The sequence below is a fragment of the Arthrobacter sp. 10L424 genome (assembly GCF_056395325.1).
Genome location: NZ_JBFTJH010000002.1, coordinates 174,556 through 199,911 on the forward strand (window position 1 = coordinate 174,556; position 25,356 = coordinate 199,911).

Sequence of the window (25,356 nt, forward strand, 5' to 3'; positions counted from 1 at the left end):
AGCGCAAGGAAGTTACATAGAATGAAATGATGACGACGCTGACATCCACGCACTCGGGCAGGTCCGCGGATGAGCCGAAGGGCTCGAATATGCGCTCCCTCTCCAGGGCCATGGAGGTATTCGCCGAGCTCCAGCGCGCAGAGCGCCCGCAGCGCCTCAGCGACCTGGCCCGGACATGCGGCATGAGCTCGCCCACCACACTGCGAATCTTGCGGGTCCTGCAGGACTTCGGCATGGTCAGCCAAACGGATAAGTCCTACCGGATCGGGCCGGCCGTGCTGCCCGCAGCCAGAAGCTACCTGGAGAATGATCCACTGGTCGTCGCGGCTCGTCCCGTCCTGCAGCAGGTGGCATCCCAGACCGGGCTCACGGCATCGCTGTATACGCGTCTCGGATTCGAGCGGATCCTGGTTGCCCGCGTCGATGGCGAGGCCCCCCTTCGCTACGACCTCCCCCTGGGCAAGCGGCTTCCGCTCACTTTGGGGGCGGCGGGCAAGATTCTCCTTGCCTCGGCTTCCGAAGAGGAGCTCCAGCAGGTGGCGGCAGCAGCGATCGCTGCAGGCCACGAGGACGCCACATTTACGGCCGAGGCGCTGCGCTCCCGGCTACCCGGGCCCGGAGACGACTACGCATACTCGGCTGATGAACGCGCCACGGGAGTCCTGTCAGTCGCTGTGGCCGTACCTCACCGGGCCGGCCCGCCCAGCGAGTCCATTTCCCTGACGAGCCCGGTTGAGGCTGCCACCGAAGCCACGCTCCGGGCCGGCGTTCCGGAGCTGCGGCGCGCGGCAGGCAGGCTCTCGGAGTTACTGGAAGGCTCCGTGTATTAAAAGGAGTCCCGCCGGAGCCGGGCTCCATCGGCAGCCGTCCGAGCGCCGTCGGATGCCCGGCTCCCGCTAGGGACCTTAGTACCTAGTGAAACTTGAATTCCCGGCGTATTGCTGGGAGTGTGAACGCCGCCGGTTTCCTGGATCCTGGCGCCGGCTGGGCCGGCGGACGGGGCCCCGCGCCGGGGCAGGGCCGGAGGCAGGGCGCTCCATGGATCAGGACCGAGGGGCTGTGGAGCCGATATGTCGCCATGGGGGATTCATTTACGGCCGGTCTCGGGGATCCGAAACCACTGAGTCCGGGCGGCATGAGGGGCTGGGCGGACCGAGTCGCCGAAGAACTCAGCGAGGGCAGGGCGGATTTCCGCTACGCCAATCTCGCTGTCAACGGCCTGGTCCTGCGTGAAATCCTGGAGCGGCAGCTCGGACCCGCAATCGCACTGAAGCCGGACCTGGTCACGCTCTCCGCCGGCGGAAACGACCTGGTCTTCCACCGGAGCGATCCGGACCGGCTGGCTGCCACCCTCGACGCCGCAGTGGGCATGCTCAGTGCCACCGGCGCCACCATCGTGCTGTTCACCGGCCCGGACTGGGGCGACACTCCGCTGCTGGGCCATAACCGGGGCAGGGTGGCCGTCTTCAACGAGAACATCCGGACCATCGCCACGCGCCATCACGGGGTCATCGCCGATCTTTGGGCCTTGCGGCAGCTCTCCGAACCGAGAATGTGGGATCCCGACCGCCTGCACTTCTCCCCGCTCGGGCACCACACGATCGCGGCCATGGTGCTGGAATCTCTCGACGTCCCCCACACCCTGAGGCCGCTGGAACCCAAGCCCATGCCCGCAGCGAGCTGGCGGGACAGCAAAGCCGGAGACCTCGCCTGGTTCACCAACTACCTGCTTCCCTGGATGGTCAGCCGCGTCCGGAAACGGTCCGATGCCCCGCTGCGGACTGCCAAGCGTCCCGAGCCGGGCCCGGTCTACGGATCCTGAAGCCCTGCAGTCTGAGGCGCTGCCTCCGGACCCTAGTCCCGTTGCGATCTGTCGGCTAATCTGCAGGAACGGCCCACCGCCGGGTCTCGATGGCGATCACGAGGAGCGAAGTTGTCTAATCACACTTACAGCATTTCTGAAATTGTCGGAACGTCGAACGACGGCGTTGACGCCGCCGTCCGCAACGGCATCGCCGAGGCCGCCAAGACCCTGCGGAACCTGGACTGGTTTGAAGTCAAGGAAATCCGCGGACACCTCGAAAACGGCGAGGTGTCCGACTGGCAAGTGACCATCAAGCTCGGGTTCCGGCTGGAACGGTAGCCTCCGACGCCGCCCCGCACGCCCCGCCTTCGCAGGACCATCGCGTGCAGTACACGCAACTCGGCCGCTCGGGCCTGAAAGTCTCCAGGATTTGCCTCGGAACCATGAACTTCGGCCCAAAGACCGAAGAGGCGGATGCCCACGCCATCATGGACTCGGCACTGAGTGCGGGCATCAACTTCTTCGACACCGCCAACGTCTACGGCGGTACCGGCCAGCGGGGCCGTACGGAGGAAATCCTTGGCCGATGGTTCGCCACCGGCGGCCAGCGGCGTGAACGGACCGTGCTGGCGACGAAACTTTACGGCACGATGACGGACCGGCCCAACGAGTCGCGGCTTTCCGCGTTGAACATCCGACGCGCCCTCGACGCGAGCCTGAAGCGGTTGCAGACGGACTACATCGACCTCTACCAGTTCCACCACGTGGACCGGGCCACGCCTTGGGACGAAATCTGGCAGGCGATCGACGTCGCGGTCCAGCAGGGAAAGATTCTCTATTCGGGCAGCAGCAACTTTGCCGGCTGGCAGATCGCGCGGGCGCAGGAGGCTGCCTCGCGCCGCCACACCTACGGTCTGGTCAGCGAGCAGTCCATCTACAACCTGCTGACCCGCAACGTCGAGCTGGAGGTCATTCCGGCCGCGCAACAGTACGGGCTCGGGCTGATGCCCTGGTCGCCGTTACAGGGCGGGCTGCTGGGCGGCGTGCTGAAGCCGGGGCGCGACGGTGTGCGCCGCACCGAGGGCCGGTCCCTCGAAACCCTCAAGAAGCACCAGGACCAGATCCGCCAATACGAGGATTTCACCCGGGAACTGGCGCGGGAACCGGGTGATGTCGCCCTGGCATGGCTGCTGCACCAGCCGGCCGTCACCGCCCCGGTGGTGGGCCCCCGCACCCAGGACCAGCTCGGCTCAGCCCTCCGCGCCCTGGACCTCGCGCTCGAGCCCGAGGCGCTGCAGCGCCTCGATGACATTTTCCCCGGATACAGGACGGCACCGGAGGACTATGCGTGGTGACACCCGCAATTAATCGAGATCGGCGGATGGCCAGCCACGGAGAAAGGAGAGCTGTTACCAGCCACAAATAGGGGCGTAAAACCCCACGGCAGCCGCGGCGAGGAGGATTCCCTTCCTCTCGAATGGCTCTTTGATACTAAGCATGATTAGTATTGGGGGAAGAAGGATGTAGCGCACCCGGCAACCCGGGTGCCTCCTCAATGAAGAAGAAGGAACGATAAAAATGGGTTTTTTCGCATTTCTGATTCTGGGCCTCATCGCCGGCGCAATCGCTAAGGCAATCCTCCCGGGCAAGCAGGGCGGTGGCATTCTCATCACGCTGCTGCTCGGCGTCGTCGGCGCTATTCTTGGCGGCTGGATTGGCGGATTGCTCTTCAACACGGGCATCAATGAGTTCTTCTCGCTGTCGACCTGGCTCCTGGCCATCGGCGGTGCGATCATCGTCCTGCTCGTTTACGGCATGATCACCAAGCGTTCGGCCCGCTAAAGCCAACGCGACCGGAAACCGGTCCCGGGATTTTTCCCGGGGCCGGTTTTTTGGCACACGGCCCCCACCACTTTTAATACCCAGCACCATCGAGGAACAGGAGTACGGCATGAAAGGCAAACTTCTTTTCGGAGCAGGAATCGCAGCGGGCTACGTTCTCGGGTCGCGGTCCGGACGCGCCGCCTACGAGAAGCTCAAGGCACGGGCGGCAGCCCTCTGGGAAAGCCAGCCCGTCCAGGACAAGGTGGCCGCGGCAACCGACGCGGTGAAGGAAAAGGCCCCCGAGGTGTCCGAACAGCTCGGCGAAGCCGCCCGGCGGGCGGGGACGGTCATTGGTTCCGCGGTCCGCCGTGACCCCTCCCCCACCGAGCCTGCAGGCAAGGCGGACGACGGCGGCATCACGGCTTCCGGCGGTGGCATCCCCGCGCACAGCGCCCATCCCGAAACCGTCAACCTCGGGACCTCCACCGCGTCCGACGTCGAGTCGGACCCGGCACTGAACGACCAGGCCGGCCAGGACTGGTCCGACGAAGGCGGAGCCACCAGCGCCGGTCCCGCGACCAACGTCGACCCCGACAAGCTGTCCTAACCCAAGCCGTTCGGGCTACGAGGGCACACCCCGCACGGGTGTCCCGATGACGACCGTGGCGTCCAGCTCCTCAGAGCTGGCCACCCGGGCCGTCAGGCCGCTGCGGATGAAAAGATCCACGGTCTGCGGCGCCTGCCGCCGGCTCGTTTCGATCAGCAGGTGCCCGCCGGGGGCCAGCCACTGCGGCGCCCCGGCCGCCACCAGCCGCTGCACCTGAAGCCCGTCTTCACCGCCGTCGAGGGAAACCCGCGGCTCGTGGAGGCGGGCCTCCTGCGGCATGGTGCCAATTTCGGCGGAGGGAACATACGGGGCGTTGACGGCGAGGACATCGACCCGGCCGCGCAGCCGCTCCGGGAGCGGCCCGTAAAGATTCCCTTGGTGGACCTCACCGCCGCACGGCACGATGTTGCGGACCGTGCACTGCACGGCTGCCTCGTCGACGTCGGAGGCATGAAGCTGCACGGGACCGGCCAGCGCCGCGAGCGCGGTCCCCACCGCCCCGGAGCCGCAGCAGAGGTCGACGACGACCGGCGCCTGTCCGGTGCCGCCGGATGCGCCCAGGAGCCGCGCGGCCACCCGGACCAGGAACTCGGTGCGGCGGCGGGGCACAAAGACTCCGGTGTCCACTTGGATCCGGAGTCCGCAAAACTCCGCCCAGCCGAGGAGGTGCTCGAGGGGCAGGCCGGAAACCCGCTGCTCCACGAGCGCGTCGAGGTGATCCGGTGTGGCTGCGGCCTCGGCCAGCAGCCTGGCCTCCTCCTCCGCGAAGACGCAGCCGGCCGCACGGAGCCTCTTGACGATATTGAGCCGCGTAATGACCTCGGGCCGGGGCGCGGGAGGGGCGGTCATGCCAAGGATCCCCTTCCGTTAGTGTGCCGGAAATCTCATGCTACCGAAGTGGCAGGACGGCACCATGTCCATGCGATAAATGGCTTCCGAATCACGGCTGCCGAAGGCCGCATGTCCCGCACAGGAGGCGGCGGATGGACATGCCCGGCAACCCGTGACCGCGGGACATGCCCATTCCCCGGACCCAGGACCGGACCTAACACCGCCATGTCCAACCCTCGAAGCAGCGGGAGCGCATGTCCCGCGGAAAGAAGCATCCGCGCGCCCGTCAGCGCCCCGAGCCGGCCCAGTCCAGCAGGCGGTCCAGTGGCCACGTGGTGACGATCCGCTCCGCCGGCACGCCGTTGCTTTCGGCCCGTTCGGCGCCGTACTGCAGGAAATCGAGCTGCCCCGGGGCGTGGGCGTCGCTGTTGATGCTGAACAGGCAGCCGGCGTCGAGGGCCAGGTCGATGAGGGCGCCGGGCGGGTCCTGGCGTTCGGGCCGTGAATTGATTTCAACGGCGACGTTGTGCTCCGCGCAGGCAGCGAAGACCTCTTCGGCGTCGAACTCCGACGCCGGGCGGGTGCCCCGGCCGCCTTGGACCAGGCGGCCGGTGCAGTGGCCGAGCACGTTGGTGTGCGGGTCCGTGACGGCGCCAAGCATCCGGCGGGTCATGGTGCGCCTGTCGGAGCGAAGCTTCGAATGCACGCTGGCGACGACGATATCCAGCCGGTCCAGCATCTCCGGGGTCTGGTCCAGGGTGCCGTCCTCGAGGATGTCGGCCTCGATGCCCCGCAGGAGGCGGACGCCGCCGTCGGCGTTGATCTCCTCGACAATGGCGAGCTGCTCCGCGAGCCGCCCGGCACTCAAACCGTTGGCGATCTTGAGATTGGGCGAATGGTCCGTCAGGGCAAGGTACTCGCGGCCCAGGATCTTGGCGGCGTCCACCATGGCCTCAATCGGGGATCCGCCGTCGGACCAGTCGCTGTGGCTGTGCAGGTCACCGCGCAGCGCGGCCAGCAGCTCGTGTCCGCCCGGCACCAGCGGCTGGGCTCCCCGGCTTCGCAGTCCGCCCAGGTACTCCGGAACGTCACCGTCGAGCGCCTGACTGATGACCTGGAAGGTCCGGTCGCCGATCCCTTTGGTCCGCTTCAGCCGGCCGTCGCGGGTCCGGGCGGCCAGTTCTTCGGCCTCGAGGCCGGCGATGATCCCGGCGGCTTTCCGGAACGCCTGGATCTTGAACGTCGGCGCGAGCTCGCGTTCGAGCCAGAAGGCAATCTCATTGAGCGCGTCGACGGCATCCATGGCACCATCTTGCACCCCGGCGGGGGTGCCGGGGACCTCCGGGGTGTTCGAATGTCGCGGCGTTTTGGGCAGCGGTGCCTTCGTTCTGAGAGACTTGTCCCGGCCGGGGCCTGATCCGGTGGGGAACTACGCCGGCGGTCCATGGGGAGGGCCGGCCTGGCAGCTGGGAAATCTTCAGAATTATGGTGCTGCTCGACCGGTCTACGCTCATGGTGGTCTTCGCCGTGATGACGCTGACCATGCTGGTCCTGTTCTACTTCGACACCTACCGCAAGAGCCGGGCTCCCTTCGCCGGGTGGTGGTGCTGGGCTGTCGCTTCCTTTTTCGTGGCCGCCGTCCTGTACTTCCTGGGCGAGGTCCAGGCAGTCGGCTGGGCCACGAGCCTGGGCAACGGTGTGATGGTGCTCGGCTCGGGCTGCGTCTGGGCCGGCACCCGCTCGCTGGCCGGCCGGCGGGTCCGGCCCGGGCTTTTCGGGTTCCCGGCGACGGCGGCTGTCGCCGTTGACGCCGCAGTCCGCTATTCAGAAAACGCCCGGATCGGCAGCGTGGTGCTCCTGGCGCTGATGGGCACCGCGATCGGACTGGCGTCCGTGGAACTGTGGCGCGAGCGGGAAGAGTCCTGGCACCTTGTCCGGTCCCTCGCCGTCGCGACGGCGGGCTGTGCCGCGTATTATCTGAGCCGGACAGTCGGGCTGGCCGCGCTTGGCCCGGCGGATCCGCTGTTCCAGGTGCTGTTCGGCACGGGCGTGACCCTGCTGATGGCCATGGTCCTGTTGGTGGTGGTCTCTTCCAGCATCACATCGCTGAACTACGCCCGCCGCACCGAGGACCTGCAGGAGCTGGCCTACCGTGACGGGCTGACCGGGCTGTTGAACCGCGGGGAATTCATGCACCAGGCCAACCGCAGGCTCCGGGCCAACCTGGCGGCCGGCGTCGACACGGCGGTTGTGATGGCGGACCTGGACCGGTTCAAGGCAGTCAACGACCGTTTCGGACATGACGCGGGCGACGGCGTCATCCGGGCTTTCGCCGACGCCTGCCGCTCAGCCGTGCGGGACGCTGACCTGGTGGGCCGCTACGGTGGCGAAGAATTCGCGCTGCTGCTCGACGGCGCCGACGCCGAGGAGGGCGTCCGGATCGCCGACAGGATCAACGCCTCGCTGGCCGAAAACAGTTCCCTGCCCGACGGCATGGACGCGCCGACGGCGAGCTTTGGCGTGGTTGACTCGCGCGACCGGAACGCGGGGCTGCAGCGCCTCCTCCGGGAAGCGGACCGGGCCCTGTATGAGGCCAAGGCGGCGGGCCGTAACCGGGCGGTCATCGGGTTCACCGGGGCGGGCACCCAGGCAGGCTGAGCCGCCCGGAGCTTGAGCTGCCTTGAGTCCGAGCCGCCCGGCAGCTCAGGATGCGCGCGGAAGCTTGGCTGCGAGCTTGCCCGCCGCGGCAGCCGAAGGCCGAGCCGCGGGATCCATGGCGGTCATGGCGGCCAGCAGCGCTACCCAAGCCGCACCGAGGCCGGCCGGTATCGCGGGATCGCGAAGGGTCCGCGCCACCAGGGATTCCACCGGGGTTCCCGGGAACGCCTTGGACCCTGTGAGGCACTCCAGCAGCACGAGTCCCAGGGAGTAGATGTCGCCGGGCTCGCCCGGGTGCCGGCCTGCGGCCTGCTCCGGGCTCATGTAGTGCACGGTGCCGGAGGAATCCCCCGGCTCCAGCTCGGTGCCGGCCGGGGTGGCGATGCCGAAATCGGCGATCCGGACGGCGGAACGCCGCAGTTCACTCAGCAGGATGTTCGCGGGTTTGATGTCCCGGTGGACCAGGCCCCGCGCATGGACGTGTGCCAGCCCGGACAGTGCCGCCTCAGCCCAGCGGGCCACGTCGCCGGCGGCTGCGGCGCCGTTGCGGATCCGCTCGGCGAGGCTTCCGCCGTAGGCATACTCCTCGACGAGGAACGGGCGGCCCGCCCACTGGTCACCTGCCGGGACAATACCCTCGGCGATGAAGGTGACGACCGCGGGGTGGTCCAGCGAAGCCAGGATGCGCGCCTCGGCGTGGATCCGTTCCGACTGCCGCGGGTCAGGGCCTTCGGCGACTTTAATCGCGACGGGCCGTCCGTCGTGCAGGTCCGTCCCGCGGAACACTGTCGCGGTGGCGCCCCGCCCCAAGAGCTCATGGACGACGAAACGCCCCGAGGGGGCGTCAGGAAGCGCCAGCACTCTGGCACCGAGTCCGGCTGAAATGACCGCGGGGGCGGTGACCGCGGGCCGTTCCGCCAAGACCGCAGTTGAGGGCAGGGTCACCGGCTGAGCTCGGACAGAATGCCGGACGTATGCACTATGCCGTCCAGCTGGAAGCCGCAACCGCAGCGCCAGACCGGCGGCAGCTCTGCCGCGGCATCGACCGGCGCGAAGGAGTACACGGAAATAGTGGCCGCGGCCGGGGCTTTCCACTCCATTGGCATCCCGCAGTGGCTCGGTGCAGCCAAGGCCTGCGCGGGAGGCAGAACGGCTGGTGCCATTTCAGCCACGGCGCCGCCGGAAAAGCTAATATCAGACATAGTTGGTAAGCATACATATAACTAGTCAGACTAGCTAGTTGACGCGCCGGTTAATCTCCGACGTCGGCTGACGGCTCCGCGATGGCTTCACTCATGCGCCTCAGGAACTTGACTATGGTTCTCGCCTCCTCGCTGCTGAGACCTTCCGCGACGGTCATCATTCTGCGGTGCATCTCCCCCAGGGTGGCGCGGACCTCTGCATCCGTAGCCGCCGTGGGGACGATCACCAGCGAGCGCCGGTCCGTGGGGTGTGGCTCACGGCGGACATGTCCACTGCTTACGAGCCGGTCGATCAACGAGGTGGTGGAGGCCGTGGTGATTCCCAGGACGCGGCTAAGGTCCTTGGGTCCCGCCTGCTCGCCGGCAGCCTGGGCGCGAAGCAGGTACCTCAACGCCAGCAGGTCCGTCTCGCCCATTCCCATGGAGTCTCTGGTGGAGCGCCGCCGGGCGACTTCCACAATGCGGTACTCACGCAGGGCCTGGAGGACGGCGCCGGGCGGGTCAAGGCCGTCGTCGGGTCCATACCAATACCCGGAGCCGGGGTGGCTGTTCGCGTTCATCCGGCAATCCTAGCCCAACTGATTACTAGCCCATCGTGCTATTGCGCGGACGGCCGGGTAACGCCAGGGCCCTGGTAGAGCGGAGATGCCTGCGGTGAGCTGAGCCGCGGCCCCTACCAGCTGGCACCGGGCTCGTAAGTCCCGGCGCTCCACTCCTGACCTTCGGGGTCAAGCACCCTAGCCCTGCGCGTGCCCCACTCCGTCTCTTCCGGCGGGATCACGGCACTCCCCCCGCCCGACAAGGCCTTCCGGTAGAAGTCATCAACGTCATCGACCAGGAGATAGAGGCCGCCGCCCGTGGATCTGCCGATCAGTGCGGGTCGCTGGTAGTCCGCATCGGCGCTCGAGACCATGATGACGGCGTCACCCATGCGGACCTCGGCGTGTGCGACTTCGCCGGCGCCGGAATCTTGACGGCGGACCAAGGAAAACCCGACGTGCTCCATCCACGACAGTGCCGCCGGCGCGTCTCGGTAGCTGAGGTAGGCGAAGAGCCGGGCGTCCATGACGGCATGATATCCCCGGAGCTTCGCACGGGCCATCGCTGCCAGCATCAAGATCACACTCGAACGCACGGACCGCCTAACGCCCACGCGGGAGCAAACCGGGGCCGGACGCAAAAAACCCCGGCATCCTGTCGCCAGGATGCCGGGGTTTTCCCACTCTTCGCTAAAAGAGTGGGCCCTGTGGGGATCGAACCCACGACCCACGGATTAAAAGTCCGATGCTCTACCAACTGAGCTAAAGGCCCCAGCCGATGCCCTGAAACCGCGGATGAATCCGCTGTTTTAGGGCCGATCAGCCCAGTCCATTTCTGGACGTTAATACTGTACCCCAGACCGCGGCCGGTTTTTCGCACGGGCCCGGACGCCGCCGTCGTGCGCCGGGCGGGTCTCCGGCGCCGGCCCGGCCTCCGGCTTCGGAGCCGCCTCCGGCCTGCGGGCCGTATGCTCGATTCCCCGACGGCACTGGAGTAGCGTGGTGGCATGAGCGAGCAAGCAGGATCCAGCGCCCCCGGACCGCACCGGCACCACAAGCCGAAGGCCTTCGCCCCCATCGACTTTGAGCCCTTCGCGGGCGGAGCCGACCCTGCCCGCATCTCCGAGGCCGCCCATCTCGCCGCGCAGGCACTCGTGCGCCGCGGACGCGACAGCGATGACCCGGTTGTGACCAAGCGGCTCGTGAAGCTCGCCGACGAACAGGGTCTGGAGGCCATCGCCGAAATGTGGGCCGAAAGCCCCGCACGCTCGCTCCCCGGCGCTCTCTGGCGCCTGTACGCCCTCCGTGCCGCCACCATCCAGGACCCCGAGCGGATCTCCGTGTACTTCAGAGCCGGCAAGGACACCGCCCAGGTCTCGCACGTGGTGGCCGGCGCCGCCGAGCCCCCCGGAGCGGACGAGATGAAGTCGATGGCGGACGCCATCCTCTCGGGCGCGTTCGACGGCGATTTCGACGTCGCGCTGGAACGTTCCGCCGCGTTCTGCCGCGTCGTGGCGCTGGGCCAGGCCACCCTCGCCGACGGCGCAGAACACGGCAACGAGAGTCACGCGAGCAAGCTCACGCGCAATTCGCATCTCCTCGTGAAGACCGCCGAGGACCTCGAGCACGCCGCCAACGCGTGGCGGCTGGGCGAACTGGACTGAGCCCCCTGGCATGCCGCCGGCCCCCCGGTACGCATGCCGCCCGCGGACTGTCAATGTTGACTTGTCCCCAACCACGTAGAAAACTAAAAGCGGTGCCGAACCGCGAAACCCCCGGGCTTCAACATTTAGCCGCCTAGAGCGGCCTACCGCCGAGAGGCGTATCCGGTTCGGCACCATTTTCATGCCCTTTTTTGCCCGGCTGCCGGCTGCCGGCTGGATGCCGGGCAAACGTGCGTACGGGCAGCCGCCGGACACCGCCGCCAGCCGTGCGGGGGGCCTTTGAACGCAATTCCGGCCCCTGGGTTCGGCGTCGGCGGCGCGTCCGTGTCAAAGTGCCCCCGGACCGCAGCCCATGTTCGTGCCGCCCCGTGGCTGCGGTCAGTTCCCGGCGAGCTCCGTGTACAGCTTCTGGACCCGGGCCTTGATGTCGTCCCGGACCAGGCGCATGCGTTCCATGCCTTCGATGCCGCGTTCGGAGGGCTCGTCCGTGTCCCAGACCTCGAACCGCTTTCCCTCGGGGGCTTCGACTTTTGCCTCGTTGCCCAGGACGATGACGACGTCGGCCGCGTTCAGTTCTTCGTCGCTGAAGGGTTTGGGGTGTTCGCCGGTGATGTCGATGCCGAGTTCCGCCAGCGAGTCCACGGACTGGGGGTTCAGCGACGTGCCGGGTTTGGTCCCGGCCGAGTGCACCGTGACGGAACCGTCCGCGAGCTGGTTCATGAGTGCGGCGGCGAGCTGGGACTTCCCGCCGTTCTTGCTGCAGACGAACAGGACGCTGGGCTTTTTCGTGGTTTCAGTCATGCGGTTGATTCTTCCTTGTCCGCCTCGGTGTTGCTGAGCAGGGCTGCCGCAGCCCATGGTGATGACGATGTCGGAGGCGCGAACCTGGCCGCCTGCCCGGCTGGTCAGTTTTCGCCGGAGCGGCCGTGGGCCAGCCCGGTGGGGAACCCGACGAGGACCGGTTCGGGCGCCCCGCAGCAACCCCCGGAGGTTACGGCGGCGGAAGCCGCGGTGGCGGCGGCCGGGACGTCGCAGCTGGTGCCGATGTCCGAGGAGCAGACGCCGGTCTCCGGCAGCTCGAGCTGGACCCTGTCCGCGGCCTCGCGGTCTCCGGCCAGCGCGGCCGCGACAGAGCGGACCTGCTCGTAGCCGGTGGCCAGTAGGAACGTGGGCGCCCGGCCGTAGGACTTCATGCCCACGATGTAGAAGTCCTTGTCCGGGTGGGCCAGCAGCGCCGCGCCGTGAGGGGGGACGGTGCCGCAGGAATGGAATTCCGGGTCGATCAGCGGGCCGAGCTCCACGGGTGCTTCGACGGCGGGGTCCAGGTTCAGCCGGAGTTCCCGCAGGATGTCCAGGTCCGGGCGGAACCCGGTGCACGGAACGACGACGTCGGCGTCCAGGGTCCGCCCGTCCACGGACTCGACACTCACGCGCGAGGCGAGGGACTTCAGCGAGCCGATGCCGAATCCGGTGTGCAGTTCAATGGTTCCTGCCTCGACGAGGCGGCGCAGGCGGGCACCGAGCTGGCCGCGGGCGGGCAGTCCGTCGGCGTCGCCGCCGCCGTAGACCTTCTCGGCGGACGGGCCGCGGACGGCCCAGAGGATCCGGGTGCCAGGTTCTTCCTTGGCCAGGCCGGCGAGGCTTATAAGCGTGTTGGCGGCGGAGTGGCCGGCGCCGACCACCAGGACCCGGCGGCCGGCGAACGCGGCGCGGTCACGGCCGGTGACGTCCGGGAGCGGCGCGGAGATCCGGTCCGCCGCGGAGTCTTCGCCGATGGCGGGAAGCCCAGAGGTGCCCAGCGGGTTGCGGGTGGACCAGGTGCCGGAGGCGTCAATGACACCTGCCGCGGCGTGGTCGCGGACTTCTCCGTCCGCGTGCTCGACCCGGACGGTGAACGGGGTGGTCTCGCGGTTGCGGGTGTGGGTCTTATCCATCCCGGCCCGGGTCACGGCGATGACCCGGGCGCCGGTCTGCAGCTTTGAGCTGATGGCCGGGAGCGCGGCCAGCGGGGCGAGGTAGTTATCGATCAGTTCCCCGCCGTAGGGCAGGGCGGTGGGGCGGGGTAATTCCCAGCCGGCGGCTTCGAGCAGGCGGACGGCCTCGGCATCGATGTTGAACCGCCACGGAGAGAACAGTCGGATGTGGCGCCACTGCTCGATGGCGGCGCCCGCCGTCGGGCCCGCCTCGAAGATGAGCGGCTCCAGGCCGCGCTCGAGCAGGTGCGCCGCTGCGGCGAGGCCGATTGGCCCGGCTCCGATGACAGCTACGGGAAGGTTGGTGGCTACATCCATGGTTTCCTCTGGTTCATCCGGTGGGGTGGGCGGTTATTAGCGGGTGCCTGCCGGTCCTTGTGGGACCGGCAAGCGGCGGTGGTGCTCAGCAGCAGTCCAGGTCGCTGTCGCAGCAGTCCTGGCTGGCGTCGGTGCAGGTCGAGTCGGTGCAGCAGCCGGCATCCATTCAGCTCACCTCCTTTCCTCTGCGGGGGTCAGGAGTGGGTGGGTTCCTCGACGAGGGCCGTGGCGATGCTGTCGGCGTCGTCGAGTGCGGCGAGGTAGCGTTCGGCGTCCAGGGCGGCGGCGCAGCCGGTGCCGGCGGCGGTGATGGCCTGCCGGTAGCGGTGGTCCACGGCGTCCCCGCAGGCGAAGACCCCGGAGAGGTTGGTGACGGTGGTCGGGGAATCCACCTTGATGTAGCCCTCGGCGTCGAGGTCCACCTGGCCGTGCAGCAGTTCGGTCCGCGGGACGTGGCCGATCGCGACGAAGATGCCGGTGGCGGCGTGTTCCCGGGTTTCGCCGGTGCGGGTGTCGGTCAGGGTGACGCCGGTGACCTTGCCGTTCCCGTGGATGGCCGTGACGGCGGAGTTCCACGCGAAGCTGATCTTGGGGTTGTCCTTGGCGCGCTGCGCCATGATCCGGGAGGCCCGGAGCTCTCCTTTGCGGACCACCACCGTGACGGACTTCCCGAACCGGGTCAGGAAGGTCGCTTCCTCCATGGCCGAGTCGCCGCCGCCGACGACGACTATGTCCTGGTCGCGGAAGAAGAAGCCGTCGCAGGTGGCACACCAGGAGAGCCCGTGGCCGCTGAACTTCTTCTCCTCGGGCAGGCCAAGTTCCTTATAGGCGGAGCCGGTGGCGAGGATGACGGCGGGCGCCTCGTGCGTCTCTCCGGCGCCGGTGACCACGCGCTTGAGGTGCCCGGTGAGCGTCACTTCGGTGACGTCGTCGAACACCACCTGCGCGCCGAATTTCTCGGCCTGCTGCTGGAGCCCGTCCATGAGCTCGGGGCCCTGGATGCCGCCGGGGAAGCCGGGAAAGTTTTCCACCTCGGTGGTGTTCATCAGGGCACCCCCGGCAGTGACCGCCCCGGCGAGGACGAGCGGCTTGAGCCCGGCTCGCGCGGCGTAGATCGCCGCGGTGTAGCCGGCGGGGCCGGACCCGATGATGATCAGCTGTTCAGTCATGGCCGTGCTCCTATTTGGCGGGCGTGAGGGACGCGATCAGGTCCTCGATGCGGGCCTTGATGTCGTCGCGGATGGGGCGGACGGACTCGACTCCCTGGCCGGCCGGGTCCTCGAGTTCCCAGTCCTCGTAGCGCTTGCCCGGGAAGATCGGGCAGGTGTCGCCGCAGCCCATGGTGATAACGACGTCGGATTCCTTGACGGCCTCGGTGGTGAGGATCTTGGGGATCTCGGCGGACATGTCGATTCCCAGTTCGGCCATGGCCTCGACGGCGGCCGGGTTGACCTTGTCGGCTGGCTGCGAGCCGGCGGAGCGGACCTCGATTCGGCCCTCGCCCAGGGTGGTGAGGAACGCGGCCGCCATCTGGGAGCGGCCGGCGTTGTGGACGCAGACGAACAGGACGGAGGGCTTCTTGGCGGATTCGGCGGTCACGGGGTTTCTCCTGAAGTTTGTTGAGGTCAGATCGAAAGCGAGCTGGCGGTGAAGTAGCGTTTGCGGGCCCAGAGTGCCACGTAAACCAGTGCAACAAGAACGGGAACTTCGATCAAGGGGCCGACGACGCCGGCCAGCGCCTGCCCGGACGTGACTCCGAAGGTGCCGATCGCCACGGCGATGGCGAGTTCGAAGTTGTTGCCGGCGGCGGTGAAGGCGAGTGTGGTGGTTTTTGCGTAGCCGAGGTCCAGCCACTTGCCGATCAGCATCCCTGCGCCAAACACGACGAGGAAGTAGACCAGGAGCGGCAGGGCGATCCGGACGACGTCGAGCGGCCGGGAGGTGATGGTTCCGCCCTGCAGGGCGAACAACAGCGTGATGGTGAAGAGCAGGCCGTAGAGTGCCCAGGGGCCAAGCCTCGGCAGGAACGTGCCTTCGTACCAGTCCCGGCCCCTTGCCTTTTCGCCAAGGGTGCGGGTGAGGAATCCGGCCAGCAGCGGGATTCCAAGGAATACCAGGACCGAGGCGGTGATGGCCCAGAAGGAGAAGTCCGCGCTGGTGGTGGGCAGGCCCAGCCAGGACGGCAGGAGCTGCAGGTAGAACCAGCCGAGCGCGCCGAACGCGATGACCTGGAAGACGGAGTTGATGGCCACCAGCACGGCCGCCGCTTCACGGTCGCCGCAGGCAAGGTCGTTCCAGATCATCACCATGGCGATGCAGCGGGCCAGGCCCACGATGATCAGGCCCGTGCGGTACTCGGGCAGGTCCGGGATGAAGATCCAGGCCAGGGCGAACATGAATGCCGGCGCGAGGACCCAGTTCAACACCAGGGACGTGACCATAAGCTTGCGGTCCCCAACGACGCGGTGCGCCTGGTCGTAGCGGACCTTGGCCAGCACCGGGTACATCATCACCAGCAGCCCGATGGCTATTGGCAGCGAGACCTCGCCGACCTTGACTGCCTCGAGGGCGGTGTTCAGGCCAGGGATGAAGCTGCCCAGGAGCAGCCCCAGGACCATGGCGGCGATGATCCATACCGGCAGGAAACGGTCCAGGGTGGAGAGTTTTCCGACGCCGGCAGATTCACCCTTCAGGGTGGGCGATGGATCAGTCTGGATGCTCACGGGACTCCTGTGCTGCTCAGCTTTAGATTGATGCTTGTCGATATGAAGTATTTCCAACTATATCGACGATTGTCAATCTGTGCGCCAAGTAGGCCCATGAATTCTTTGCCACTGTTGTGCAGGCCCTCGACGAAGCCTGCTGCGCACCATCCGGTCTGGGGCCCGCCAGTGACCGGGCGCCTGCCCGACCGACCGGCCCGCCGTCATATTCCGGAGGCCGCCCGGGCGCCTTCCCGGCGCTCTCAGTCCGGACGGTAAAGTAAGCCCCATGCACGGGTCTTCATCACCTCACACGCCCGGCACACAACACCCGTGCACCTCCCTCCCAAAGACCGGTAATCACACGTGAAGCTGCGCCTTTTCCCCCAGGAGCCCGCCGGGCTGAACCTCCTTGCCCAGCTGGCACGCCAGATTGTGCTCGCTACGGGCACCCTGTCGGAGATCCTCGGCGCGCCCGCCAGCGAGAACGAGCGGCTGGTGGAGGACATGCACAACCACGAGGCGAAGTGCGCGGAGCTGCATTTTGCCCTGCTGACGCATATGCGGACCACCTTCGTGAGCCCGCTCCCCCGCGAGGACATGTATGCCCTGTCCCGGTACCTCAACGAGGCGATGGAGAAACTCGATGCCGCCGCCGAGCTGGTGTCGCTCTACAAGCTGGACCGTCTGCCCAAACGCGCCGCCGACCAGCTGGAAATCATCAGCCGGCAGGCGGAGCTCACAGTGGACGCCATGCGCAATCTGGACAACCTGGACGATCTTGAGGACTACTGGATCGAGATCCTCCGCCTCTCCAAGCGCGCAGAACGGTCGCACCGGGTCTGGGTGGCGGACATGCTCAATGAAATGAAGGCGGCGCGGTACGCCCGCACCAGGGACATCGCCGACGAACTGGTGGGCGTCACCAGGGACATGCGCCGGATCGCAACCCAGGTGGGCAGCATCATCGTCAAGGAATCCTGACGTGACCATCTTCCTGTTTGCCCTGGTGGTCATCCTCGCCGGGGCATTCGCCTTCCTGAACGGTTTCAGGGATGCCTCGGCGTCGGTGGCGCTGGCGGTGCGGACCCGCGCCCTCACCCCCACAGTTGCGGTGCTGCTGGCGGGGTTCTTCAACTTTGTTGGCGCCGGGCTCAGCGCCGCCCTGGCCCTCGCCGTGAGCCGGACGTGGGTGCAGCTCCCCGCCGGCGAAAACGGGCTGGCCATCCTGATAGCCGGCCTTGTCAGTGCCGTGCTCTGGGGCATCTACACGTGGTGGCGGGGCATCCCGTCGTCGTCGACCCACGCGCTGGTCGGCGGGCTGGCCGGGGCGGGCGTCGCCAGCGTCGCCGTCGGCGGAAATGCCGTGGGCGGCGTCGACACGTCTCTGCTTTTCCAGGTGGTGCTCCCGCTGCTGCTCTCACCGGCGCTGGCCTTCGCCGGCGCCTATCTGCTGGTTTGGCCTGCAACCTGGGCTGCGCGGTACACGCCGCCGAATGTCGTCAACAGCCGGTCGCGGCGTGGCCAGAGCATCGCGGCGGGCGCCGTGGCCTTCGCCCACGGCCTGCAGGACGGCCAGCGGACCAGCGCCGTCCTGATCCTGGCCCTGCTGGCGTCGGGGCTGTCCGACGTCAGAGAACTGCCGGTCTGGGTGGCCGTGTTCACCGCGGTTCTTCTGACCGCCGGGACGTTGGCCGGAGGTTGGCGGATTTCCTACACCATCGGCTACCGGCTGATCCGGATGGATCCGTTGCGCGGCTCCCTGGCACAGCTGCTCAGCTCCGTCATGCTGCTGGTGGGCGCGATCGGGCTCCACCTGCCCATCTCCACCACACACACGGTCACCTCGGCCGTACTGGGGTCCGGATCCAACCAGCGTTTCCCCGACACCAACCGGAAAGTGGTGATCGGAGTGCTTTTGTTCTGGGTCCTCACGCCGATAGTCACCGCGGCGGCGGCGTTCGTGCTGGCCCTGGCCCTGTCACCGCTCGCGGAGCTCTAAGAGACACGCCCATTGCTCCGTAGGCGCCCTTTTGAGGGTTCAAAAGGGCGCCTACGGAGCAATCGATGAGCAGTAGCGCCTATCCGAAGCGGCCGGAGACGTAGTCCTCGGTGGCCTTCTGGGTCGGGTTGCTGAACATGGTGTGGGTTTCGCCGTACTCGATCAGCTTGCCCGGCTGCCCGGTGCCCGCGATGTTGAAGAAGGCAGTCTTCTGGGATACCCGGGCGGCCTGCTGCATGTTGTGGGTCACGATCACCACGGTGTACTGGTCCTTGAGCTCATTGATGAGGTCCTCAATGGCAAGCGTGGAAATCGGGTCCAGGGCGGAGCAGGGCTCGTCCATCAGGATGACCTGGGGTTCCACCGCAATGGCGCGTGCGATGCAGAGCCGCTGCTGCTGGCCGCCGGACAGGCCGGAGCCGGGCTTCGCGAGGCGGTCCTTGACCTCGTTCCACAGGTTGGCGCCCCGCAGTGAGCGCTCCACAAGGGCATCGGCCTCGCCCTTGGACATCTTCTGGTTGTTGAGCTTCACGCCGGCCAGCACGTTGTCCCGGATGGACATGGTGGGGAACGGGTTGGGGCGCTGGAACACCATGCCGATCTGCGAGCGGACCGTCACCGGATCGACGCCGGGCCCGTAAAGGTTGTCGCCGTCGAGGAGCACCTCGCCCTCGACCCGGGCGCCGGGGATGACCTCGTGCATGCGGTTCAGGGTGCGCAGGAACGTGGACTTGCCGCAGCCGGACGGGCCGATGAAGGCGGTGACGGACTTGGCTTCGATGTTGATGTTGACGTCTTCGACGGCCAGGAATTTGCTGTAGTAGACGTTCAGGTCTTTGACGTCGATGCGCTTAGACATGATGTTCCTTCACTTGCTGGGGTACGGGCTGAAGAGTGGGGGTTCCGAAACCGGGCTAGCGGCCGGTCTTGGGGGCGAACATGCGGGCTATCAGGCGGGCAATCAGGTTGAGCAGCATCACCAGGATGATGAGGACCAGGGCCGCGCCCCAGGCACGCATGGAGGACGGGTCCGGGTTCGACGGTGACGTCGGGTTGAGGATCTGCGTGTAGATGAACGTGGGCAGCGAGGCCATCCAGCCGCTGAACACGTTGTAGTTGATCGACGTCGCGAAGCCGGCGGTGACCAGGATCGGCGCGGTCTCACCGATCACGCGGGCGATCGCCAGGGTGACGCCCGATGCGATGCCGGAGATCGCCGTCGGGATGACCACCTTGAGGATGGTCCGCCACTTGCGCACACCGAGGGCGTAGGCCGCCTCGCGGAGTTCGTTGGGGACGATCTTCAGCATTTCCTCACTGGAGCGGACCACCACGGGAATCATCAGCACGGACAGCGCGACGGCGGCGACGGCACCCGTCTTGGTGCCCGGCCCCATGACGGCGAAGAAGAAGGCCGCAGCGAACAGGCCGGCCACGATCGAGGGGATGCCGGTCATGACGTCCACGAAGAAGGTGATGGAGCGGGCCAGCGGGCGGTCGTTGCCGTACTCCACCAGGTAAATGGCGGTCAGCAGGCCGACGGGCACCGAGATGACCGTCGCGACCGCGGTGATCAGCAGGGTGCCGATCAGTGCGTGGAAGATGCCGCCGACCACCGGCGCGCCTTCCTCGACACTCTTGTTGTCGAAGGCTCCGGTGACGCCGTTCATCGACGTGGACAGGAAACCCGGGTCGGTGAGTCCGGGAAGGCCGTTCACGAGCACTGTCCAGATCACGGAGATCAGCGGCAGCAGGGCAACCAGGAACGAACCGACGACGAGGCACGTGGCCAGTTTGTCCTTGGCCTTGCGGCTGCCCTCGGCGGCGGCACTCCAGCCGACAAGGCCGGCCGTGAAAAGAATGGCAGAGACGATGCCCCAGCCGAAGGCGTTGAAGCCGATCAGGGCCATGACGGCGGCACCGAGGATCAGGGCCAGGCCCAGGACTGCGTAAGGGGCCCATTTGGGCAGCTGGCCCTTGGTGAGGGCCGAGCGCTTCTTGACGGGGGTCAGGGTGGCGGTCATTTAGTTGGCTCCCGAGAATTCTTTGTGCCGGGTGATGATCCACCGGGCAATCATGTTCACGCCGAGGGTGATCACGAACAGGACCAGGCCTGCCGCGATCAGGGTGCTGACCTGAAGCCCGCTGGCCTCAGGGAAGTTCAGCGCAATCTCGGCGGCGATGGTCTGGTTGCCGGATTGGATCAGGCTCGCGGTGAGGGCGCCGGAGGACAGTACCAGCGCAACAGCCATGGTCTCGCCCAATGCGCGGCCAAGGCCCAGCATGACGGCGCTGACGATTCCGGGGCGGGCGAACGGCAGTACCGCCATCTTGATCATTTCCCACCGCGTGGCTCCCAGCGCCAGGGAGGCTTCCTCATGCAGCTTGGGGGTCTGCAGGAAGATCTCGCGGGTCAGGGAGGTGATGATGGGCAGGACCATGACGGCCAGTACGATTCCCGCGGTCAGGATGGTCTTGCCGGTGGCGGAGGCCGGGCCCTGGAAGATCGGCAGCCAGCCCATGTTGCCGGCCAGCCAGTTGTAGGCCGGCGAGATTTCCTTGGCCAGGAACGCCGCGCCCCAGGCTCCATAGACCACGGAGGGGATGGCGGCGAGCAGATCGACGACGTAGCCGAGGCCGGAGGCGAGCTGCCGCGGGGCGAAGTGCGAGATGAACAGTGCGACGCCGATAGCGATCGGAGTGGCGATCACCAGGGCGATCGTGGCCGCGATGAGCGTGCCGATCACGATCGGCCAGATGTAGGCGAAGAACCCTTCGCCGCCCTTGATCTTGTCAGGAGAGGCCGTGAGGGCGGGGAATGCCTGGACTACGAGGAACAGCGCCACTCCGAAGAGCACGGCCAGGATGAGGCACCCTGCGGCCAGGGTGGCTCCGGAAAAGACTTTGTCTCCGGCGCGGCCTGCGCCCCGTGACGAGGTCAGGGAGGTGGTGGTCACTTCAGGGTCCTTCGGCTTCGAATCTTTTGGTACTTCGGACAAAACGCTCAGGTTCCCTGCCCCGGGCGGACGGTCGGTGACCGTCTGACCGGAACAGGGAACCTGGGTCAGGCTGGTGTTTCCACTATGCCTTGCGGCGGAAGGTAATCCCTAGGACTTGACCTTGATGGACTCGATGGCCGCGATGGCCTTGTCCTGGAGGGTCTTGGACAGCGGGGCGGACTTGGCGGCATCGGCCGCGGTCTTCTGGCCTGCCTCGGAGACTACGTAGTTTTCGAAAGCCTTGACCAGGTCCACGGTCTTCTGGTCAGCGTAGGTGCTGCAGACGACGTGGTAGGAAACCAGGACAACCGGGTAGGCGCCGGCCACGGTGGTCGTGCGGTCCAGCTTGATCGCGACATCGTTGGCCGAGCGGCCTTCAACCGGTTTGCCGGCCTCGACAGCCTTGGCGGCAGCATCGGCCGAGATCGTCACGAATTCGGAGCCGACCTTGATCTGCGCGACGCCCAGCTTGCCGCTCACGGCGGAGTCATCCGCGTAGGTCACGGCGCCCGGGGTGTCGGTGACGGTCTTGACCACACCGGAGGTGCCCTTGGCGTTCTCACCCTGGAGGGTTGCAGGCCAGATGCCGGCGGCCTTGTCCGTCCATACCTCGGGAGCTGCGGCGGCCAGGTACTCCGTGAAGTTGGTCGTGGTGCCGGAGTCATCGGAGCGGTTGACCGGGGTGACGGCCAGATCCGGGAGCGTGACGCCGGCGTTCAGGGCGGCGATCGCGGGATCGTTCCACTTCGCGATTTCACCGCGGAAGATCTTGGCGACGATGGCGGCGTCGAGCTTCAGTTCCTTGACGTCGGGCAGGTTGAAGGCCACCGCGATCGGGGAGATGTAGACGGGGATGTTGAGGGCGCCTTCGGGGCCGCACTTGGCCTGCGAGCTGACAACTTCCTCGTCCTTCAGGTAGGCATCGGAGCCGGCGAACTGGGCCGAGCCGTCGATGATCGCCTTCCGGCCGGCGCCGGAGCCGTCCGGGGAGTACTGAACCGTTGCTCCCGGGTTGGCGGCGGTGAAGCCGGCCTTCCAGGCGTCCATCGCCGCACCGGTCGATGAGGCGCCGATACCCGTCAGGGTGCCGGTGACCTTGGGTCCCGATGCCGTGGCGGTTGCGGGGGCGGTGCCCGTTGCGTTGTCAGAACCACAGGCGGTCAGCGCGAGAGCGCCGGCTGCGATGACAGCGATTGCCGCGTGGCGGCCGAAGCGGAGTGCCTTCACTAGATGTACCCCTTCCAGGGATTTTCTATGCGTGCCGGGCCGGAGAAGGCCGGGCAGGGGATGCGTACGGTTTGTACCTTTACTGAAGGTAAGTGCCCCAGATGAAGAGAATGCCGGTCCAAGGTAAACGAAGGGTTAACGACGCCGGGACATTGGCTTACATCCGCCGGGTTCCTCTTGCGTTACCTGCGTCACGTCCGTAGGGATTGTGGCGCGGCCTGCGCACGAGGAACAAACAAATAGACTGGAGCGCATGGCCCCCGCCCCCGGACTCTCAGCAAGTGCCCGATTCCTGCGCGGACGGGTCCGCACCGGCCTGGTCCGTAGCCGGAACTCCCTGGGGCCCGCCATCCAGATGACCGGCTGCGCCGTCGGCGCCTACGCGTTTGCCGAGTACGTCCTGGGCCACAGCGGCCCGCTGTTCGCCGCTACGTCCTCCCTGATTGCCCTGGGCTTTTCCCGGGACCCCCGGCTGCGCCGCGTGATCGAGGTTGGCCTGGGCTGCACCATCGGCATCGTGGTCGGCGACCTGCTGTTGCACTGGCTGGGCTCCGGAATCTGGCAGGCCGCCGTCGTTCTCCTGTTCTCCATCCTGCTGGCGCGCTTCCTGGACAGCGGCACGATCTTCACCACCCAGCTGGGGCTGCAGTCCGTGCTGGTGGTGCTCCTGCCGGCGCCGGCCGGGGGGCCGTTCACCCGCAGCATCGATGCGATCGTGGGCGGCGTGTTCGCCCTGCTGGTGACGATCCTGGTCCCGAAGGACCCGCGGCGTGAACCCCGCAACGACGTCAAGAAGCTCCTGCACGAGCTCGCAGAGGTGCTGCGCGAGTGCGCCTCCGCGCTGAGCTACAGCGACTCCACCCAGGCCTGGCACGCGCTCATCCGGGGGCGGAACTGCCAGCCGCTGGTTGATGCCATGCGGCAGTCCCTGCGGGCCTCCGGTGAGGTGGCCACGCTGGCGCCGGCCCACCGGCGGCACCGGGAGGAACTGGACCAGATGGAGCAGTCGCTGGACTACATTGACCTCGCGCTGCGCAACAGCCGGGTCTTTGCCCGGCGCCTGACCAGCGCCATCAACCATGCGGCGCTGTCCGATGAGGCCACCCAGAACATCGCCGACGTCCTGCAGGACACGGCCGACGCCGTCGACGAGCTCTCCCTGGGCCTGGCGGAAGTGCACGACGGCGTCCGCCGCGCCCACCTGCGGACGGCCCGGACGGAACTGCGGGAAATCGCCGGCCGGCTGCATCCGCGGCTGCTGGACGTGCAGCGGCTGGAGGGCGAGACCGTGGTCATGCTGTTCCGTCCGCTGATGGTCGACCTGCTGGAGGCAGCCGGGGTGGACTCCTCGGAGGCCCGCGACATCCTGCCGCCGCTGTAGCTTCCGCTGCGCCGCGTCCGCGGCGCGTCTGGCCGGCGCCGGGCCGGCGCAAGGTTGTCGCTGGGCGCGGATAGGGTGGAGCAATGGCTACCAAGACTTCCCGGGCCACCAAGGCGCCGGGCTATAAATGCGCCGAGTGCGGCTGGACCACGGCCAAGTGGGTGGGCCGCTGCGGCGAGTGCCAGGCCTGGGGCAGCGTGGAGGAAACCGGCGGCGCCGTGGCACGCACGACGGCGGCCGCCACCGTGCTGGAGCCGGCCCGCCGGATTTCCGAGGTCGACGCCACCACCGCGGCTTTCCTGCCCACCGGCGTGGACGAACTGGACCGCGTCCTCGGCGGCGGCCTGGTTCCCGGCGCCGTGATCCTGCTGGCGGGCGAACCCGGCGTCGGCAAGTCGACCCTGCTGCTCGACGTCGCGGCCAAGTTTGCCCGCACCGCGCAGGACGTCCTCTACATCACCGGGGAGGAATCCGCCGCTCAGGTCAAGCTCCGCGCGGACCGGATCGACGCCGTCGCCGAATCCCTGTACCTCTCCGCCGAAACGGACCTCGGCCAGGCCCTGGGCCAGGTGGAGAAGCTAGAGCCGCGCCTGCTGATCGTGGACTCCGTGCAGACGCTGAGCAGCGCCGACGTCGAAGGCAGCGCCGGCGGAGTTTCGCAGGTCCGTGAGGTGGCGGCCTCCCTGATTGCCGCGGCTAAACGCCGCAACATGACCACGTTGCTGGTGGGCCACGTGACCAAGGACGGCTCCATCGCCGGCCCCCGGCTGCTCGAGCACCTCGTGGACGTGGTGTGCCAGTTCGAGGGCGAGCGCCACTCCCGCCTGAGGCTGCTGCGGGCGGTCAAGAACCGGTACGGCCCCACCGACGACGTCGGCTGCTTCGACCTGAACGAGGACGGCATCGTGGGCCTGGCCGACCCGAGCGGGCTGTTCGTCTCCCGGACCAAGGAGCCCGTGTCCGGCACCTGCATCACGGTGACCCTCGAGGGACGCCGGCCCCTGCTCGCGGAGGTGCAGTCCCTGCTGGCCGAAAGCGCCAGCTCCCAGCCGCGCCGGGCAACCAGCGGGCTGGACAGTTCCCGGGTGGCCATGCTCTTGGCGGTCCTCCAGCAGCGGGCCGGCTGCCTCCTGAGCAAGGACGATTCCTACGTGGCGACCGTGGGCGGCGTGAAGCTCAGCGAGCCGGCGACGGACCTGGCCGTCGCGCTGGCCGTGGCGTCGGCCAAGTCCAAGAAACCCCTGCCGCAGCGGCTCATCGCGTTCGGCGAAGTGGGTCTGGCCGGAGAAGTCCGCCCGGTGCCCGGCATCAACCAGCGCATCCAGGAGGCCCACCGGCTGGGGTTCACCCACGCCGTGGTCCCCGCGAGCCCGAACGGCCCCGGCCCGGTGCCTGCGGGCTTCTCGGTGCGCGAGGTTGGGCACCTGGCCGAGGCGCTGGGACTGCTGATCAGCTGAGGCCTTCATAGCCCGCTGCTTCGGCGTCGCGGTCCTGTCCGGCTGGTCCTTCCAACTCACGTCCATTCCCAGTTACGTTGCGGCCAGCCCGACGTTTCTTCCCAGTTACTTCGGGGCCCACCCCGACGTTCCTTCCCAGTTACTCCGCAGGCCGGTGCCTGCCCGCGG

The 25,356-nt window shown here is 67.5% G+C and carries 27 protein-coding genes and 1 tRNA gene; 12 read left to right on the plus strand and 16 right to left on the minus strand.

The genetic code is table 11. The annotated features are described in order from the left end of the window. Nucleotides 1-29: 29 nt before the first annotated feature. From AC1DC5_RS03970 to AC1DC5_RS03995, 6 genes are all read left to right on the plus strand, one after another. Nucleotides 30-830: an IclR family transcriptional regulator gene (locus AC1DC5_RS03970; protein ID WP_476864280.1), complete on the plus strand. Its 801-nt coding sequence runs from the start codon at nt 30-32 to the stop codon at nt 828-830. Nucleotides 831-1,042: 212 nt separating this feature from the next. Continuing rightward, entirely contained in the window at nt 1,043-1,822 is a 780-nt protein-coding gene (locus AC1DC5_RS03975) for an SGNH/GDSL hydrolase family protein (protein ID WP_476864471.1), read from the plus strand. Nucleotides 1,823-1,933: 111 nt separating this feature from the next. Beyond that, on the plus strand, nt 1,934-2,143 hold the full coding sequence (locus AC1DC5_RS03980; RefSeq protein ID WP_476864281.1) for a dodecin: 210 nt from the start codon (nt 1,934-1,936) through the stop codon (nt 2,141-2,143). Between the two features lie 44 nt (nt 2,144-2,187). Continuing rightward, entirely contained in the window at nt 2,188-3,159 is a 972-nt protein-coding gene (locus AC1DC5_RS03985; protein ID WP_476864282.1) for an aldo/keto reductase, read from the plus strand. A 223-nt stretch (nt 3,160-3,382) separates the two neighbouring features. Next, the gene (locus tag AC1DC5_RS03990) at nt 3,383-3,646 is read left to right on the plus strand and encodes a GlsB/YeaQ/YmgE family stress response membrane protein (RefSeq protein WP_476864283.1); all 264 of its coding nucleotides are present in this window, start codon (nt 3,383-3,385) and stop codon (nt 3,644-3,646) included. A 109-nt stretch (nt 3,647-3,755) separates the two neighbouring features. Then, a complete protein-coding gene (locus tag AC1DC5_RS03995; RefSeq protein WP_441406029.1) occupies nt 3,756-4,235 on the plus strand; it encodes a hypothetical protein in 480 nt (159 codons plus the stop codon). Between the two features lie 15 nt (nt 4,236-4,250). Here the strand turns inward: AC1DC5_RS03995 and AC1DC5_RS04000 are convergent, their stop codons facing one another. Both AC1DC5_RS04000 and AC1DC5_RS04005 read right to left on the minus strand, forming a co-directional pair. Then, nucleotides 4,251-5,084, minus strand: a complete 834-nt coding sequence (locus AC1DC5_RS04000; protein ID WP_476864284.1) for a putative protein N(5)-glutamine methyltransferase — start codon at nt 5,082-5,084, stop codon at nt 4,251-4,253. Nucleotides 5,085-5,352: 268 nt separating this feature from the next. Beyond that, nucleotides 5,353-6,369, minus strand: coding sequence for a PHP domain-containing protein (locus AC1DC5_RS04005; protein WP_476864285.1), 1,017 nt, complete (start codon nt 6,367-6,369; stop codon nt 5,353-5,355). A gap of 182 nt (nt 6,370-6,551) precedes the next feature. Here AC1DC5_RS04005 and AC1DC5_RS04010 point away from each other — a divergent pair, with 182 nt between their 5' ends. After that, a complete protein-coding gene (locus AC1DC5_RS04010; RefSeq protein WP_476864286.1) occupies nt 6,552-7,724 on the plus strand; it encodes a GGDEF domain-containing protein in 1,173 nt (390 codons plus the stop codon). 45 nt (nt 7,725-7,769) lie between these two features. Here AC1DC5_RS04010 and AC1DC5_RS04015 read toward each other — a convergent pair whose 3' ends face one another. The 5 genes from AC1DC5_RS04015 to AC1DC5_RS04035 all read right to left on the minus strand — a co-directional run bounded on the left by AC1DC5_RS04015 (nt 7,770) and on the right by AC1DC5_RS04035 (nt 10,237). Beyond that, on the minus strand, nt 7,770-8,645 hold the full coding sequence (locus AC1DC5_RS04015; protein WP_476864287.1) for a serine/threonine-protein kinase: 876 nt from the start codon (nt 8,643-8,645) through the stop codon (nt 7,770-7,772). Nucleotides 8,646-8,665: 20 nt separating this feature from the next. Further along, nucleotides 8,666-8,824: a hypothetical protein gene (locus tag AC1DC5_RS04020; protein ID WP_441406034.1), complete on the minus strand. Its 159-nt coding sequence runs from the start codon at nt 8,822-8,824 to the stop codon at nt 8,666-8,668. Nucleotides 8,825-8,976: 152 nt separating this feature from the next. Next, nucleotides 8,977-9,486 (minus strand): MarR family winged helix-turn-helix transcriptional regulator, encoded by a 510-nt coding sequence (locus tag AC1DC5_RS04025; RefSeq protein ID WP_476864288.1) that lies wholly within the window; start codon nt 9,484-9,486, stop codon nt 8,977-8,979. Between the two features lie 113 nt (nt 9,487-9,599). Continuing rightward, the gene (locus AC1DC5_RS04030; RefSeq protein WP_476864472.1) at nt 9,600-10,040 is read right to left on the minus strand and encodes a VOC family protein; all 441 of its coding nucleotides are present in this window, start codon (nt 10,038-10,040) and stop codon (nt 9,600-9,602) included. A gap of 124 nt (nt 10,041-10,164) precedes the next feature. Further along, nucleotides 10,165-10,237, minus strand: a tRNA-Lys gene (locus AC1DC5_RS04035). 235 nt (nt 10,238-10,472) lie between these two features. On the opposite strand from AC1DC5_RS04035, the gene AC1DC5_RS04040 reads away from it, so the two are divergent. Continuing rightward, nucleotides 10,473-11,129, plus strand: a complete 657-nt coding sequence (locus tag AC1DC5_RS04040) for a hypothetical protein (protein WP_441406037.1) — start codon at nt 10,473-10,475, stop codon at nt 11,127-11,129. Between the two features lie 378 nt (nt 11,130-11,507). Here AC1DC5_RS04040 and AC1DC5_RS04045 read toward each other — a convergent pair whose 3' ends face one another. The 5 genes from AC1DC5_RS04045 to arsB form a co-directional block, all read right to left on the minus strand. Continuing rightward, entirely contained in the window at nt 11,508-11,930 is a 423-nt protein-coding gene (locus AC1DC5_RS04045; RefSeq protein ID WP_441406038.1) for an arsenate-mycothiol transferase ArsC, read from the minus strand. Between the two features lie 104 nt (nt 11,931-12,034). Continuing rightward, a complete protein-coding gene (locus tag AC1DC5_RS04050) occupies nt 12,035-13,420 on the minus strand; it encodes an FAD-dependent oxidoreductase (protein ID WP_441406039.1) in 1,386 nt (461 codons plus the stop codon). A gap of 194 nt (nt 13,421-13,614) precedes the next feature. Next, nucleotides 13,615-14,589: a thioredoxin-disulfide reductase gene (gene trxB / locus AC1DC5_RS04055; protein WP_441406040.1), complete on the minus strand. Its 975-nt coding sequence runs from the start codon at nt 14,587-14,589 to the stop codon at nt 13,615-13,617. A gap of 10 nt (nt 14,590-14,599) precedes the next feature. Continuing rightward, complete coding sequence (locus AC1DC5_RS04060; RefSeq protein WP_441406041.1) at nt 14,600-15,019, minus strand: arsenate reductase ArsC; 420 nt, start codon at nt 15,017-15,019, stop codon at nt 14,600-14,602. A 26-nt stretch (nt 15,020-15,045) separates the two neighbouring features. Next, on the minus strand, nt 15,046-16,143 hold the full coding sequence (arsB, locus tag AC1DC5_RS04065; protein WP_441406042.1) for an ACR3 family arsenite efflux transporter: 1,098 nt from the start codon (nt 16,141-16,143) through the stop codon (nt 15,046-15,048). Between the two features lie 345 nt (nt 16,144-16,488). On the opposite strand from arsB, the gene AC1DC5_RS04070 reads away from it, so the two are divergent. Together AC1DC5_RS04070 and AC1DC5_RS04075 are read left to right on the plus strand one after the other, a co-directional pair. After that, on the plus strand, nt 16,489-17,106 hold the full coding sequence (locus tag AC1DC5_RS04070) for a DUF47 domain-containing protein (protein ID WP_441406043.1): 618 nt from the start codon (nt 16,489-16,491) through the stop codon (nt 17,104-17,106). Nucleotide 17,107: 1 nt separating this feature from the next. After that, complete coding sequence (locus AC1DC5_RS04075; protein ID WP_441406044.1) at nt 17,108-18,124, plus strand: inorganic phosphate transporter; 1,017 nt, start codon at nt 17,108-17,110, stop codon at nt 18,122-18,124. 79 nt (nt 18,125-18,203) lie between these two features. Here AC1DC5_RS04075 and pstB read toward each other — a convergent pair whose 3' ends face one another. The 4 genes from pstB to pstS all read right to left on the minus strand — a co-directional run bounded on the left by pstB (nt 18,204) and on the right by pstS (nt 22,350). Then, nucleotides 18,204-18,983 (minus strand): phosphate ABC transporter ATP-binding protein PstB, encoded by a 780-nt coding sequence (gene pstB, locus AC1DC5_RS04080; RefSeq protein WP_441406045.1) that lies wholly within the window; start codon nt 18,981-18,983, stop codon nt 18,204-18,206. A 55-nt stretch (nt 18,984-19,038) separates the two neighbouring features. After that, entirely contained in the window at nt 19,039-20,148 is a 1,110-nt protein-coding gene (gene pstA / locus AC1DC5_RS04085) for a phosphate ABC transporter permease PstA (RefSeq protein ID WP_441406046.1), read from the minus strand. Continuing rightward, entirely contained in the window at nt 20,149-21,081 is a 933-nt protein-coding gene (gene pstC, locus AC1DC5_RS04090; protein ID WP_441406047.1) for a phosphate ABC transporter permease subunit PstC, read from the minus strand. It lies immediately after the preceding gene. 150 nt (nt 21,082-21,231) lie between these two features. Then, a complete protein-coding gene (gene pstS, locus AC1DC5_RS04095; protein ID WP_476864289.1) occupies nt 21,232-22,350 on the minus strand; it encodes a phosphate ABC transporter substrate-binding protein PstS in 1,119 nt (372 codons plus the stop codon). A gap of 253 nt (nt 22,351-22,603) precedes the next feature. On the opposite strand from pstS, the gene AC1DC5_RS04100 reads away from it, so the two are divergent. Then, nucleotides 22,604-23,731: an FUSC family protein gene (locus AC1DC5_RS04100; protein ID WP_441406049.1), complete on the plus strand. Its 1,128-nt coding sequence runs from the start codon at nt 22,604-22,606 to the stop codon at nt 23,729-23,731. Between the two features lie 83 nt (nt 23,732-23,814). Continuing rightward, nucleotides 23,815-25,188, plus strand: a complete 1,374-nt coding sequence (gene radA, locus AC1DC5_RS04105) for a DNA repair protein RadA (RefSeq protein ID WP_476864290.1) — start codon at nt 23,815-23,817, stop codon at nt 25,186-25,188. Nucleotides 25,189-25,356: the final 168 nt, after the last annotated feature.